At 64.3% G+C, this 13,803-nt stretch carries 10 protein-coding genes and 2 tRNA genes; 10 read left to right on the top strand and 2 right to left on the bottom strand.

Annotated features, from left to right (window positions below; translation table 11 throughout):
• The first annotated feature begins 192 nt into the window (after positions 1-192).
• The 10 genes from G7079_RS06270 to G7079_RS06315 all read left to right on the top strand — a co-directional run bounded on the left by G7079_RS06270 (position 193) and on the right by G7079_RS06315 (position 10,373).
• Positions 193-2,844, top strand: a complete 2,652-nt coding sequence (locus tag G7079_RS06270) for a TonB-dependent receptor (RefSeq protein ID WP_240906257.1) — start codon at positions 193-195, stop codon at positions 2,842-2,844.
• 113 nt (positions 2,845-2,957) lie between these two features.
• Positions 2,958-3,455, top strand: coding sequence for a CinA family protein (locus G7079_RS06275; protein ID WP_166056492.1), 498 nt, complete (start codon positions 2,958-2,960; stop codon positions 3,453-3,455).
• 53 nt (positions 3,456-3,508) lie between these two features.
• Positions 3,509-4,144, top strand: a complete 636-nt coding sequence (lexA, locus tag G7079_RS06280; RefSeq protein WP_166056493.1) for a transcriptional repressor LexA — start codon at positions 3,509-3,511, stop codon at positions 4,142-4,144.
• A gap of 166 nt (positions 4,145-4,310) precedes the next feature.
• Complete coding sequence (gene recA / locus G7079_RS06285) at positions 4,311-5,342, top strand: recombinase RecA (RefSeq protein WP_166056494.1); 1,032 nt, start codon at positions 4,311-4,313, stop codon at positions 5,340-5,342.
• Positions 5,339-5,851 (top strand): regulatory protein RecX, encoded by a 513-nt coding sequence (locus tag G7079_RS06290; protein WP_166056495.1) that lies wholly within the window; start codon positions 5,339-5,341, stop codon positions 5,849-5,851. Before recA ends, G7079_RS06290 begins: the two co-directional genes overlap by 4 nt.
• A 117-nt stretch (positions 5,852-5,968) precedes the next feature.
• Positions 5,969-8,623, top strand: a complete 2,655-nt coding sequence (gene alaS, locus G7079_RS06295) for an alanine--tRNA ligase (RefSeq protein WP_166057862.1) — start codon at positions 5,969-5,971, stop codon at positions 8,621-8,623.
• A gap of 122 nt (positions 8,624-8,745) precedes the next feature.
• Entirely contained in the window at positions 8,746-8,943 is a 198-nt protein-coding gene (gene csrA / locus G7079_RS06300) for a carbon storage regulator CsrA (protein WP_166056496.1), read from the top strand.
• 55 nt (positions 8,944-8,998) lie between these two features.
• Positions 8,999-9,091 (top strand) — tRNA-Ser (locus G7079_RS06305).
• A 70-nt stretch (positions 9,092-9,161) separates the two neighbouring features.
• Positions 9,162-9,238, top strand: a tRNA-Arg gene (locus G7079_RS06310).
• 88 nt (positions 9,239-9,326) lie between these two features.
• On the top strand, positions 9,327-10,373 hold the full coding sequence (locus G7079_RS06315) for a LacI family DNA-binding transcriptional regulator (RefSeq protein ID WP_166056497.1): 1,047 nt from the start codon (positions 9,327-9,329) through the stop codon (positions 10,371-10,373).
• A gap of 6 nt (positions 10,374-10,379) precedes the next feature.
• Here G7079_RS06315 and G7079_RS06320 read toward each other — a convergent pair whose 3' ends face one another.
• Positions 10,380-12,122, bottom strand: coding sequence for an alpha-amylase family glycosyl hydrolase (locus tag G7079_RS06320; protein WP_166056498.1), 1,743 nt, complete (start codon positions 12,120-12,122; stop codon positions 10,380-10,382).
• A gap of 13 nt (positions 12,123-12,135) precedes the next feature.
• Positions 12,136-13,641 (bottom strand): MFS transporter, encoded by a 1,506-nt coding sequence (locus tag G7079_RS06325; RefSeq protein ID WP_166056499.1) that lies wholly within the window; start codon positions 13,639-13,641, stop codon positions 12,136-12,138.
• Between the last annotated feature and the right edge of the window lie 162 nt (positions 13,642-13,803).

Below are 13,803 nucleotides of genomic sequence, written 5' to 3' on the forward strand. Positions count from 1 at the left end.
TGCCCGATCCCCTTGTTTCATCGGCAACTGACACTGGACACGTGGGCGTACGGATGTGTTAGTTTTCCGTCAAGGCGGCCTTCACGCTGCCCGCGCGTCATACCCCCACGTGGTCGCGCCGATGATGATGACGATGACGCCACCGCCGACGTGGCGGCACGAATTCCGGCGTATTCAACCAAGGGGGAATCCATGTACAGCAAGCAACCGCAACCCAAGCCGTTGGCCGTCGCCGTGTTTGCGGCACTGGCCGCGATGTCCGCGTTCCCGGCATTCGCCCAGGACGCCGCCGCACTTGCACAGCAGAAACAGGAAGCAGCCAAGACGCTCGACACCCTGGTGGTGACCGCACAGAAGCGCGAGGAAGCGTTGCAGGACGTGCCGATCGTGGTCACCGCGCTGTCGCAGGAGGCATTGCAGGATGCCGGTGTGCGTGACATCAAGGATTTACAGACGCTGGTGCCGGGCCTGACCGTGACCAGCACCCAGAGCGAGGCGATCACCACCGCGCGCATCCGCGGCATCGGCACGGTGGGCGACAACGTCGGCCTGGAATCGTCCGTCGGCGTGGTCATCGACGGCGTGTACCGTCCGCGCAACAGCGTGGGCTTCGGCGACCTGGGCGAGCTGGAACGGATCGAGGTGTTGAAAGGGCCGCAGGGCACGGTGTTCGGCAAGAACACCTCGGCGGGCGTGATCAATGTGGTCACAAAGCGCCCGGATTTCGTTCGCAGCGGCGACGTTGAACTCACCTTCGGCACGCCCGGCGCGATGGGCTTCTCCGCATCCTTCAACACGCCGGTGGGCGAGAAGAACGCGTTCCGCATCTATGCCACCCAGCGTTCGCGCGACGGTTTCATGAAGGTGCATACCGGCGCCGGCCCGCGCAATAACCGCGACGACTACGATCAGGATTACGACTCGGTGCGCGCGCAGTGGCGGATCACGCCGAACGACGACCTCGACATCAACTTCGTCGCCGATGCCACCAATCGCAACGAAAACTGTTGCACCGCAGTCACCACGGTGCGTGGGCTGACCGGGGATATCGTCAATCGCCTCGCGGTGGACTCGGGCGTGGCGCTGACGGCCGATCCGGAAGCGCGCCAGGCCTGGAGCAATCGCGGCACCGAACAGCGGATCCGCGACAAGGGCCTGAGCGCCGAGGTCAACTGGAACACGCCGTGGTTCGGTGGCGCCACGCTCACCTCCATCACCGCCGCACGCGACTGGAAGACGGTGAACGGCCTGGACTTCGATTTTTCCACCGCCGACATCCTATACCGCAACGGCATCGGCGACGAATCGTTCTCCGGCTTCAAGCAGTTCAGCCAGGAATTCCGCCTGACCGGCGCCACCGACCGGGTGGACTGGATGGTGGGCCTGTTCTATGCGAATGAAGACATCGCCCGAAACGAGTCCTACCGCATCGGCAGCGATTACGGCGCCTACCTGTCGTCGGCGATCCTGACCTCGATCAATCCGGCGTTCCGTAACGCGCCCTCCTCCAACACCTTCATCCAGGAAGTGACGGGTCTGTCGTACAACGCGGGTTTCGGCAACCTGTCCGCGCTCGATCGCTACGACCAGAACGCCAAGAGCATCGCGCTGTTTACCAACAACAGTTTCCATGTCACCGAGGCCTTCGACATCGTGCTTGGCCTGCGCTACACCAAGGAAGACAAGGAGCTGGATTCGCTGTACAGCAATCCGTCCGGCGGTGGTGCCTGTGGCACGCTGTTGACGATGATGCAGACTGCGGCTGGACGGGCCGCGCTGGCGACCCGCATCGGGACTTCGCTGACCAATCGCAGCGTGCCGTTTGGGTCGTTGCCGGCGCAAACTCAACAGACCATCATCAGCAATGTGGTCGGTTATTCCTGTCTGCCGTGGGTGAATCCGCTGCACAACGCGGCCTCGCGCGATTCCCACCAGGAACTCAGCGAAAAGGAATGGTCCGGCACGCTCAAGTTCGCCTACCGGATGAATGACAACGCGATGTTCTACCTGTCCGGTGCGCGCGGCTACAAGGCCGGCGGCTTCAACCTGGACCGCGTGCAGTCGTCGAATGGCCTGTCCAGTGGCGGTACGGGCGTGTTGCCGGTGCTGGATACGTCGTTCCCCGGCGAATTCGTCGACAGCTATGAACTGGGTACGAAGACCACCTGGCTGGGTGGCAACCTGCTGCTCAATGCCGCGTTGTTCCACCAGACCTACAGCGATTTCCAGCTCAACAGCTTCCTCGGCACCAGTTTCGTGGTGCGTTCGATCCCGGAAGTCGTCTCGCGCGGCATCGATACCGAGGTGCTGTGGCAGTCGGCCGCGATCAAGGGCCTGATGCTGCAAGGTGGCGTGACCTACGCCAAGACCGAATATGGCGACAGCATCCCGGGTTGCGACTTCGTCGGGCCTAGCCAGGTATCGGCCGCGTGTCCCACGGTCGGTGCCCTGTACAAGTTGCCGGGCAGCCAGATCAGCTTCGCGCCGGAAGTGTCCGCTTCCGCCGCGGTGACGTATGAGCGTGAAATCGATGAAGGCGTGATGGCGCGCTTCAATATCGGCGCCAAGTACATGTCCGAGTTCAACACCGGCTCCGACCTCGATCCGGAGAAGATGCAGGATGCCTACACGGTGGTGAACGCCCGCATCGGCGTGGGCGCCAGCGACCGTAGCTGGGCGTTGGAGTTGTGGGGGCTGAACATCTTCAACAAGTACTACAACCAGGTCGGGTTCGATGCGCCGCTGCAGAATCTGTCGCCGCTGCCGAACGTCGCGTTGAATTCGTTCAATGCCTTCCCGGGCGCGCCAGCAACTTACGGAATCACTTTCCGCAAGCGTTTCTGAGCCGTCTCCATGCGTCGCGAAGCCGGCCCGCAATGCGGGCCGGTTTCGTTTCGGGCGTGCATGTTGCGCAGGCATGCGCTACAACGCGCATGCCTGCCAGTGATGAGCCGCCGATGATCGTTCCCACCGATGCCGAACTTGATGCGCTTTCGCAAGCCACCGGTGCACGCCTGCAGGCTGCGCGGCAGATGCTGGTCACCGCCGAGAGCTGTACCGGTGGTTGGATCGCCAAGGCGGTGACAGACGTGGCCGGTTCCTCGGCCTGGTTCGACTGCGGCATGGCCGTCTACAGCTACGAGGCCAAGCAGGCCATGCTCGGTGTCAATCCGCACACCCTGGAAGTGCACGGTGCGGTCAGTCGCGAGTGCGTGGTGGAGATGGTCAGCGGCGCGCTGGTGCATTCCGGTGCCAGCATCGCAGTGGCGGTGACTGGCATCGCCGGCCCGGGTGGTGGCACGGAAGACAAGCCGGTCGGTACGGTCTGGGTCGCCTGGAAGCGGCGCGGCGGCTACCCGCGCGCCGAAATCTTCCACTTCGAAGGTGATCGTGACGCAGTGCGCCGGCAAACCGTGGCGGCGGCCCTGCGTGGCCTGGAGCACCAACTGGGTTGAAATCCTGGTTCGGGTGTTGACGGGTCAATTCGTTAGTAGTATTACTACTAACCATGAGCCTGACCGACACCCAGCGTGGCATCCACGCCTTCATCGCCGAACGCATCGAGGCGGACGGCTTCGCCCCTTCGCAAGCGGAGATCGCCCGCGCCTTCGGCTTCAAGGGGGTGCGCGCCGCGCAGTACCACCTTGAAGCGCTTGAGGCTGCCGGCATCGTCGAGCGCAGCCCAGGCCGTGCGCGCAGCCTGCGCCTGCTGCAGTTGCCGGACGGTCCGCAGCAACTGCCGCTGCCGACCAATGACGACGTGCTGCAACTGCCGGTACTGGGGCAGGTGGCCGCTGGCGTGCCGATCGGCGCGGACATCGGCTCCGAGCAGGTGGTGCTGATGGACCGCACCTTCTTCTCGCCGGCACCGGATTACCTATTGAAAGTGAAAGGCGATTCGATGCGCGACGAAGGCATCTTCGATGGCGACCTGATCGGCGTGCACCGTACCGCCGACGCGCGCAACGGGCAGGTGGTGATCGCCCGCATCGATGACGAGATCACCGTCAAACTGCTGAAGATCGGGCAGGGCCGCATCCGCTTGCTGCCGCGCAACCCCGACTACGCGCCGATCGAAGTACAGCCCGGGCAGGATTTCGCCATTGAAGGGCTGTATTGCGGCCTGGTGCGCCCGAATGCGTGACGCGCGCAAGCCTCAGTCGTGCTCAGGGCATTCTCTGATACCTGCGGGCATCTCCCATCGGCATCTTGAACGCACGGCGCGCATCGTCGCAGCATTTGCGATACCCGCCGCCTAACCTGCCCATATTCCGAATTCACACGCATTACCGACCTTGAGGAACACCACGATGGACGAAAACAAGAAGCGCGCGCTTGCGGCGGCCCTGGGCCAGATCGAGAAGCAGTTCGGCAAGGGCTCGGTGATGCGCATGGGCGAACGCGCAGTGGAAGCCGTGGAAACCATCGGCACCGGCTCGCTGATGCTGGACATCGCGCTGGGCATCGGTGGCCTGCCGAAGGGCCGCGTGGTGGAAATCTACGGCCCGGAATCCTCCGGCAAGACCACCTTGACCCTGCAGACCATCGCCGAATGCCAGAAGGCCGGCGGCACCTGTGCCTTCATCGACGCCGAGCACGCCTTGGATCCGGTGTATGCGCAGAAGCTGGGCGTGAACCTGGACGAGCTCTACCTGTCGCAGCCGGATACCGGCGAGCAGGCGCTGGAAATCGCCGACATGCTGGTGCGTTCCAACGCGATGGACATGGTGGTCATCGACTCGGTTGCGGCGCTGACGCCGCGGGCGGAAATCGAGGGCGAGATGGGTGACCAGCTGCCCGGCCTGCAGGCCCGCCTGATGAGCCAGGCCCTGCGCAAGCTGACCGGCAACATCAAGCGCAGCAACTGCATGGTGTTCTTCATCAACCAGCTGCGCCAGAAGATCGGCATCATGATGCCCGGCCAGAGCAACGAAGTGACCACTGGCGGCAATGCGCTGAAGTTCTACGCATCGGTGCGCCTGGATATCCGCCGCATCGGCTCGATCAAGAAGGGCGACGAGATCATCGGCAACCAGACCCGGATCAAGATCGTCAAGAACAAGCTGGCGCCGCCGTTCAAGCAGGTCATCACCGAGATCCTCTACGGCGAGGGCATCAGCCGCGAAGGCGAACTGATCGACATGGGCGTGGATGCCAAGCTGGTCGAGAAAGCCGGCGCTTGGTACAGCTACGACGGTGAGCGCATCGGCCAGGGCAAGGAAAACGCCCGCACCTACCTCAAGGAAAATCCGGCTGCGGCGCAGAAGCTGGAAGCCGCCCTGCGCGAGAAGTTCGTGCCGGAAGAAATCTCGCGCGACGAAAGCGCTGGTAGCGACGAATGACGGTGCCGGGCGGCGGTGGCGGTGAAACGTCCTCGTCAGCGCGTAAGTGCCGTCGCCGCCCGGAGCCTTCACCCACCCAGCGTGCGTTGGGTTTGCTGACCCGGCGCGAGCATTCCCGGCAGGAGTTGTCGCGCAAGCTGGCGCATCGCGGTGTCGAGGCAGGAGACGCGCGGGCCGCCATCGACAAGCTTGCAGCCGCTGGTTGGCAGGACGACACCCGTTTCGCGGAATCGCTGGTGCGTAACCGCGCTTATGCCGGCTACGGCCCCGCCTTCATCCGCGCCGAGTTGAGCACGCACGGACTGGCCAGCGAGGCGATTACCGCCGCGCTCGATGGCTTCGAAGGCGATTGGGTGGAAAATGCCCGCGACCTGTTGCGCCGTCGCCATCCGGGGGCGATGACGGGCGACCGGGTTGCGCAGCGCAAGGCAGGGGATTTCCTGCTGCGGCGCGGTTTCGGCATGGAGCAGCTTCGGCACGCCTTGCAGGCCGCGCCGGACGAGGACTGAGGCCGGACCGGGCCTGTAGAATTGCATGATTGGGTTGCCAACTCGATACCGCGCCCGCATCTTGACGGGATCGCGGCGCATTCAGGCGCCCGCCCATTCCCAGATGCCTGCATGAACATGCCTGCCAACAGCGCGCCCGTCAAAACCACTTCCGATATCCGCCAGGACTTCCTGGAGTTCTTTGCCTCGAAGGGCCACACCATCGTGCCGTCGGCGCCACTGGTGCCGGGCAACGATCCGACCCTGATGTTCACCAACTCCGGCATGGTCCAGTTCAAGGACGTGTTCCTGGGTGCGGAGAAGCGCAGCTACGTGCGTGCGGCCGATGTGCAGCGATGCCTGCGGGCAGGCGGCAAGCACAACGACCTCGACCAGGTCGGCTACACCGCGCGCCACCACACCTTCTTCGAGATGCTGGGCAACTGGTCGTTCGGCGATTACTTCAAGAAGGAAGCAATCGGCTGGGCCTGGGAGCTGCTGACAGAAGTCTGGAAGCTGCCGAAGGACCGCCTGCTGGCCACGGTCTACCACACCGATGACGAGGCCTACGACATCTGGTTGAACGACATCGGCCTGCCGCCGGAGCGCATCATCCGTATCGGCGACAACAAGGGCGCACCGTTCGCGTCGGACAATTTCTGGCAGATGGCCGATACCGGCCCCTGCGGCCCCTGCACCGAGATCTTCTACGACCATGGCCCGGGGCATTTCGGTGGCCCGCCTGGTTCGCCGGACGAGGATGGCGACCGCTACATCGAGATCTGGAACAACGTGTTCATGCAGTTCGATCGTGCGGCCGACGGCACCCTGACCCCGCTGCCGGCGCCTTGCGTGGATACCGGCATGGGCCTGGAGCGCATCACTGCGATCCTGCAGCGCGTGCACTCCAACTACGAGATCGACCTGTTCCAGGCGCTGATCAAGCACACCGCCGAACTGACATCTACCCCTGACCTCGACAACAAGTCTCTGCGGGTGATCGCCGACCATATCCGTGCCAGCGCTTTCCTGATCGTCGATGGCGTGCTGCCGTCGAACGAGGGTCGTGGTTACGTGTTGCGCCGGATCATCCGCCGTGCGCTGCGCCACGGCTGGATGCTGGGCGTGCGCGAGCCGTTCTTCTACAAGTTGGTGTCCACCCTCGATGCATTGATGGGCGATGCCTATCCGGTGCTGCGCGAAGGCCGCACCACCGCTGAGCGCGCGTTGAAGGCCGAAGAAGAGCGCTTCGCCGAAACGCTGGATTCGGGCATGCGCATCTTCAATGACGTGGCGGCGAAATCCGGCGCCATCATTCCCGGCGCCGATGCTTTCCGCCTGTACGACACCTACGGCTTCCCGCTGGACCTCACCCAGGACATGGCGCGCGAACGCGACATGTCGGTGGACGTGGCCGGCTTCGACGCGGCGATGGCGCAGCAGAAGGAAACCGCGCGTGCCGCGGGCAAGTTCGGCGGCGGCGTGCAGCTGCCGGCCGATCTTGTCGCGAAGCTGACGCCGACGAAATTCCTCGGCTACGAATCGCTGGCGGCTGGCGGACTCGAAGTGTTGGCGTTGTTGAAGGACGGCAAGCCGGTTGCGTCGATCGAAGCCGGCGATAGCGCCATCGTGATCCTCGACGCAAGCCCGTTCTACGCCGAATCCGGCGGCCAGGTTGGCGATACCGGTGAACTGGACGAGCAGGGCGTGCGCTTCGCCGTGGACGACACGCTCAAGCTCGCCGGCCAGTTCCACGGCCACGTCGGCACGCTGGCGGCGGGCACGCTGAAGCGCGGCGATCGCGTGCTGGCTTCGGTCGATGCCGCCCGTCGCGGTGCCACCATCCTCAACCACAGCGCCACCCACCTGCTGCACGCCGCACTGCGCAACGTGCTGGGCACGCATGTGCAACAGAAGGGCTCGTTGGTTGCGCCGGATCGGCTGCGTTTCGACTTCTCGCATTTCCAGCCGGTGACGGCGGCGGAGTTGGCGCAGATCGAGCGCCAGGTGAATGCCGAAGTGCGCGCCAACCATGAAGGCGAAATCCGCCACATGGGTATGCAGGAGGCGCTGGATTTCGGTGCGATGGCGCTGTTCGGCGAGAAGTATGGTGAGGAAGTGCGCGTGCTGCGCTTCGGCCCCACGTCCACAGAGCTGTGTGGTGGCACCCATGTGCGCCGCACCGGTGACATCGGCTTGTTCAAGATCGTGTCCGAAGGCGGCGTCTCCGCCGGCGTGCGCCGGATCGAAGCGCTGACCGGGCAGGGTGCACTGGACTACGTCGCCGAGGAAGAGCGCCGGCTGGGTGAGGCAGCATCACTGCTTGGCGGCACCGTCGGCGATGTCGGCGACAAGTTGCGTGGCCTGCTCGACCGGCAGAAGAAGCTTGAGCGCGAATTGGAAGCGTTGAAGGCGAAGGCAGCCTCGGGTGCGACCAGCGACCTCGCTTCGCAGGCGCAGGATGTGGCCGGCGTCAAGGTGTTGGCGGTTCGCCTGGAAGGCTTCGATGCCAAGGCCTTGCGTGATGCGGTAGATCGCCTCAAGCAGCAGTTGGGCGATGCCGTCGTGTTGTTGGCGGGTACCGAGGGCGGCAAGGCTGCACTGGTAGCCGGCGTCAGCGGATCTGCCGGCGGCAAGATCAAGGCCGGGGAACTGCTGGGCCATGTCGCCGGTCAGATCAACGGCAAGGGTGGCGGTCGCCCTGACATGGCGCAAGGCGGTGGCGATGATGGCCCTGCGCTGGTGACCGCGCTAGGCGGCGTACCCGAATGGATACGCAGCCGAATGGTGTAATTCCTGCCCCCCGGTTGTGAAAACTGAATGAAGGCCCGTATCATCGGACGCAATTGGATGCACTCCGTACCCGTACGCAGGACGCGTGTCGGGACGGCTGCAAGCGACAGGAGAGTTGCACGATGTTGATCCTGACCCGACGGGTAGGCGAGACACTGATGATCGGTGATGCGATCACCGTTACCGTGCTCGGCGTGAAGGGTAACCAGGTGCGCATCGGCATTACCGCACCAAAGGACGTGGCGGTGCATCGCGAAGAGATCTACCAGCGCATCCACGATGACGAAGGCGGCAAGGGCGGCGGCGATAAATCGCCCTGAAGGTTTGCCGGATCGAAGCGCAGCCTGTATCCTTCGCGCTCGCTTGAACAGCCTCGGAGACTTGCCCGAGAGGCCGAAGGGGCTCCCCTGCTAAGGGAGTATGGGGTCAAAAGCTCCATCGAGGGTTCGAATCCCTCAGTCTCCGCCACTTGGTTGTTCATGCGTTGGAATACACCTGATTGACGAGCGTTTCGTTGGTTCGGCATAATTCCACTACTGCGCCCGTAGCTCAGTTGGATAGAGCACCAGGCTACGAACTTGGGGGTCGGGCGTTCGAATCGCTCCGGGCGCACCATACGCAAGGGCCGATGGGAAACCATCGGCCTTTTTTTCGCCTGCGATTCGCCTTGTATTCGCACGCATGCCGATTGCACACTGCAGCGATGCAATCGCCCACTCGCGCGAAGAAGAAGACCAAGGCCACTTCGATGGACATCGCCCATCGTGCGGGCGTGTCGCAGGCCACCGTATCGCGCGTGTTGCGCGGCAGCCCGTTGGTCAACGCGGAGACCCGCAAGCGGGTCGAGGAGGCGGTGCGCGAGCTCAACTACAAGGTCGACCGCCACGCGTCCAGCTTGCGAACCCAGCGCGCCGGCACCCTGGCGCTGCTGCTGTTCGAGGATCCCACCCCGGACGACTCGCACATCAATCCGTTCTTCCTGTCGATGCTTGGCTCGATTACTCGCGCCTGCGCGCGCCACGGCCACGACCTGCTGGTGTCGTTCCAGCAGCTGTCGGACGACTGGCATGCCGATTACGAGGACAGCATGAAGGCCGATGGCCTGATCCTGCTCGGCTACGGCGATTACCTGGCCTACGAAAGCAAGCTGGCGCACCTGGTCGCGCAGGGCACGCATTTCGTGCGTTGGGGCGCGGTGCTGCCGGGGCAACCCGGCATCTCAATCGGTTGCGACAATGCCGAGGGCGGTGCGCTGGCCGGCCGTCACCTGGTCGGGTTGGGGCGCAAGAAGATCGCTTTCCTTGGCGATGCGTCCACCCACTTCCCGGAGTTCTTCGCGCGGTATTGCGGCTGTGATGCCGCGTTGCGTGAGGCCGGCCTGCGCATGAACCCGGCGCTGCAGGTGGATGCCGCCAGCACCGAGCAGGCCGGCTACGAGGCGGCAAGGATGCTGATTGCGCGCGAGCTGCCGTTCGATGCGGTGTTCGCCGCCAGCGACCTGATCGCCATTGGTGCGATGCATGCCTTGAAGGAAGCCGGTCTGCGCGTGCCCGAAGACGTGGCGGTGGTCGGTTTCGACGGTACGCCGATGTCGCGGTTCTCCAATCCGCCGCTGACCACAGTGGTGCAGGACACCTCCATGGCCGGTGAGCTGCTGGTGGACACCCTGCTGCACCTGGTGCGCGACGAGCCGGCGGAAAGCATCACCATCGCGCCGACGCTCGAGGTTCGCCAGTCCAGCGCGGGCTGAGCCGCCTCAGCGTGGGCGGCTGGCGTCGCCCATCGCCGTTGCCAGCGCGGCTTGCAGAGAAGGCTCGGTGACCGCGGCATCCAGCAGGTAAACCTGCACGCCGTGTGCGGGCACGTCGGCCTCCAGCCTGCCATTCGCGGCGACGTCGATCGCGCTGCCGTCCAGCGCGGAGCGCCAATTGCCGGCCTGCAGCATCGATGCGATCCCGAAACGCTGCGGCGCATCGCCCTTGTTGAGCAACACCAGCGCGATCTGGTGTTTGCCGTCGTGCTGGTACACGCGATAGAACGCGGCGCGGTCGCCCTTCAGCTCGATGTTGACCTGCACGCCGCGCTGCAACGCAGGCGATTGCACGCGTGCGTTGGCGATGCGCGAAAGCGCGGCATGGATCGGGCTGCGTTGCGCCGCGGCGATGCCTTCCACGCCGAAATAATTGCGGTTGCCGCCGTGCTCCGCGCGTCCGCGCATGAAGCCCATCTCCGAACCGTAGTACACGACCGGGATGCCGCGCGCGGTGAACAGCCAGTTGTGCGCATCGATGAAGCCCTCGTCACTAGCGTCCATGCGCGGCATGTCGTGGTTGTCGTAGAACGTGGCCAGGTCGTACGGATTCGCGTACGGCCCGCCCTGCAGGAACAGCGATGGTGCCAGCCGTTCGTAACCTGCGTCCTTGCGGCCGAACACTTCGTCCATCGCCTGCTTCATCGGGAAGTCGAGCACGCTGGTTTCGCCATGTCCGGGCAGCGTATGCGTCGCGATCTTCGCCGCGTCGTAATCGAACGCCTCGCCGAACATGAAGAAGCCCGGATGTTTGGCGCGAATGCGCGTGGTGAACTGCTGCCAGAAGGCATCCGGCATCCACGCGATGGTGTCGATGCGGAAGGCATCGGCGCCCTGGTCGATCCATTGTTCGTAGGCGCCGGCCAGGTAGTCGAGCACGGCCGGATTGGCAGCATCGAAATCCGCCAGCTGCGCCAGGTTGCCGTCAAAGATCGAACCGGTGGCGCCATCGACCGGGCCGGTGGTGTTGTAGAAGCGCTGCAGCGGGTTGTGCGCGGGATCGAGCTTTTGTGGCGGCAGGTTCTGGTGGTCGGCGATCAGCTTGCCGTCCTTGTCGAAGATCTGGCCGAATTTCGGCTGTGGCTTCGGCATGCCCCAGGCCGGCGAGCCGTGGTTGCCGACGATGTCCAGCACCAGCTTCATGTCCTTGGCATGCATGGCATCGGCCAGGCCTTTGAAGTCCAGGCCGGGGCTGGGCAGGTGTTCGTCGAGCTTGTAGAAATCCACGCCCCAATAGCCGTGGTAGCCGGACTTGCCCTGGTCGGTCAGGATCGTGCCGCAACCGGGCTTGCCGCCGCCGGTGAAGGCTTCGTCGGGGTTGTCGACGATGGGCGTGATCCACACCGAGGTGAAGCCCATGCCGCGGATGTAATCGAGATTGTCGGCGATGCCCTTGAAGTCGCCACCGAGGTAACCGATGTTGCCGGCCACGCCGTCGCAGGGCGGCAGCGGGATGTTGAAGGTGCGGTGCTTGCCACCCTGCGTGCGCTGATCGTTGGAGGTGTCGCCGTTGACGAAGCGGTCGGTGACCACGAAGTACACCGCGTTCGCGGCGAATGGCTCCAGCGTGCCGTAGTAGTCGGCGGGTGCAGCGGTCGCCGCGGCGCTGGCGTCTGGCGCCGGCGTGCGGGCGCAAGCGCCGATGGCAAGTGCAATGGCGGCGGCGAGTGCGGCAGTGGTGATGCGCATATTGGTGTCTCCTTCAGGCCGCATGTGCAGTGGGTTCAGGCACGCGCAGCACGCACAGGCCGGCCACGAGCATGCTGATGCCACCCATGATCAGGATTTTCGACGGGTCGTCGGCGAACAGGTGTTTGAGGATGTAGCCCAGCGTGGCCACCGCCACCAGCTGCGGGATCACGATGAAGAAATTGAAGATGCCCATGTACACGCCCATCTTCTGCGCGGGCACGCTGTCGGACAGCAGCGCGTAGGGCAGGGACAGGATCGAGGCCCAGGCGAAGCCGACGCCGACCATCGACAGGATCAGCCAGTTCTCGTTCGGCATGAACGGCAACGAGATCAACCCGAGACCGCCCAGCGCGACATTGATCAGATGGCTCTTGCGCAGGCCGAGGCGATTGGCCATGAACGGGATCGCGATGGCAGCCAGCGCGGCGAATCCGTTGTAGGCGGCGAACAGCACGCCTACCCAGTTGGCGCCGGTGTTGTAGGCGGCCGAGGTGGCGTCGGTGCTGCCGTAGTAGACCGAGGTGACGGTGGCGGTGGTGTAGATCCACATCGCGAACAGCGCGAACCAGGAGAAGAACTGCACGATGGCGAGTCGACGCATCGTGGTTGGCATCGCGTAGATATCGGTCATCACTTGCGAGAAGCCGTTGTCGCGGCCCACCACGTTCAACGTGAGCAGGGCGATGCCATAGGCCGCGAGCAGGCCGCCGAGCAGCAACAACTCGCGTGGCAGGCCCTGTATTGCGACCAACGCAAGTCCCAGCACGCCAAGCCCCAGCCACAACAGGCCGAAGCGCGTGGATCGCGCGCGGTCGAGTGGCGCGCGATCCAGCGGTGGCGCTTCGTCGTAGGCATGCAGCGTTTCCGGCGGATATTCGCGGGTGCGCAGCACCGTCCAGGTGATCGCGCCCAGCAACACGCCGGCACCGGCATAGAACGCGTAACGCACGGTGTCCGGCACGTGGCCGGCTTCCGCGGTATTGGCAACGCCCCATTTCTCCAGCATCCACGGCAGCATGCTGGCGACCACCGATCCCACGCCGATGAAGAAGCTCTGCATCGCGTAGCCCTTGGCGCGCTGGCTGACCGGCAATTGGTCGCCGACGAAGGCGCGGAACGGTTCCATCGAAATATTGATCGATGCGTCCAGCACCCACAGCAGGCCGGCGGCGATCCACAGCGTGGGCGAGTCCGGCATGAAGATCAGCGCGATCGATGACAGGATCGCGCCGACCAGGAAATACGGACGACGGCGGCCGAGTCCGGTCCAGGTGCGGTCGGACATGTAGCCGATGATCGGCTGCACGATCAGGCCGGTCAGCGGCGCGGCGATCCACAGCCCCGGCAGCGAATCCATCTCCGCACCCAGCGTCTGGAAGATGCGGCTGACGTTGGCGTTCTGCAGTGCGAAGCCGAACTGGATGCCGAGGAAGCCGAAACACATGTTCCAGATCTGCCAGAACGACAGCTGCGGCTTTTGAATCGTCCGGTGTGGGACTTCGCTGTTCGACGCCATCGGAAATCCGCCGCTGCATGGAGAGTTGCCCGAAGTGTGCTGCAGCGATCCGCCCGCGTCGTGATGCAGCGCCGCATATCCGCCGCATTTCTGGCCACATCCTGCATGTAAACGTATTCAATCCGAAAGCGTGTGCCATGTCAGGCGCACGAGGCGCGCCGA

It is taken from the genome of Thermomonas sp. HDW16 (assembly GCF_011302915.1).
Taxonomy (GTDB): Bacteria; Pseudomonadota; Gammaproteobacteria; order Xanthomonadales; family Xanthomonadaceae; genus Thermomonas.

Coding starts and splice junctions, on each gene's coding strand:
- G7079_RS06275 (WP_166056492.1), top strand. CDS start 2,958: ATGATCGTTCCCACCGATGCCGAACTTGATGCGCTTTCGCAAGCCACC.
- G7079_RS06320 (WP_166056498.1), bottom strand. CDS start 12,122: ATGCGCATCACCACTGCCGCACTCGCCGCCGCCATTGCACTTGCCATC.
- csrA (WP_166056496.1), top strand. CDS start 8,746: ATGTTGATCCTGACCCGACGGGTAGGCGAGACACTGATGATCGGTGAT.
- G7079_RS06325 (WP_166056499.1), bottom strand. CDS start 13,641: ATGGCGTCGAACAGCGAAGTCCCACACCGGACGATTCAAAAGCCGCAG.
- lexA (WP_166056493.1), top strand. CDS start 3,509: ATGAGCCTGACCGACACCCAGCGTGGCATCCACGCCTTCATCGCCGAA.
- G7079_RS06270 (WP_240906257.1), top strand. CDS start 193: ATGTACAGCAAGCAACCGCAACCCAAGCCGTTGGCCGTCGCCGTGTTT.
- alaS (WP_166057862.1), top strand. CDS start 5,969: ATGCCTGCCAACAGCGCGCCCGTCAAAACCACTTCCGATATCCGCCAG.
- recA (WP_166056494.1), top strand. CDS start 4,311: ATGGACGAAAACAAGAAGCGCGCGCTTGCGGCGGCCCTGGGCCAGATC.
- G7079_RS06290 (WP_166056495.1), top strand. CDS start 5,339: ATGACGGTGCCGGGCGGCGGTGGCGGTGAAACGTCCTCGTCAGCGCGT.
- G7079_RS06315 (WP_166056497.1), top strand. CDS start 9,327: ATGCAATCGCCCACTCGCGCGAAGAAGAAGACCAAGGCCACTTCGATG.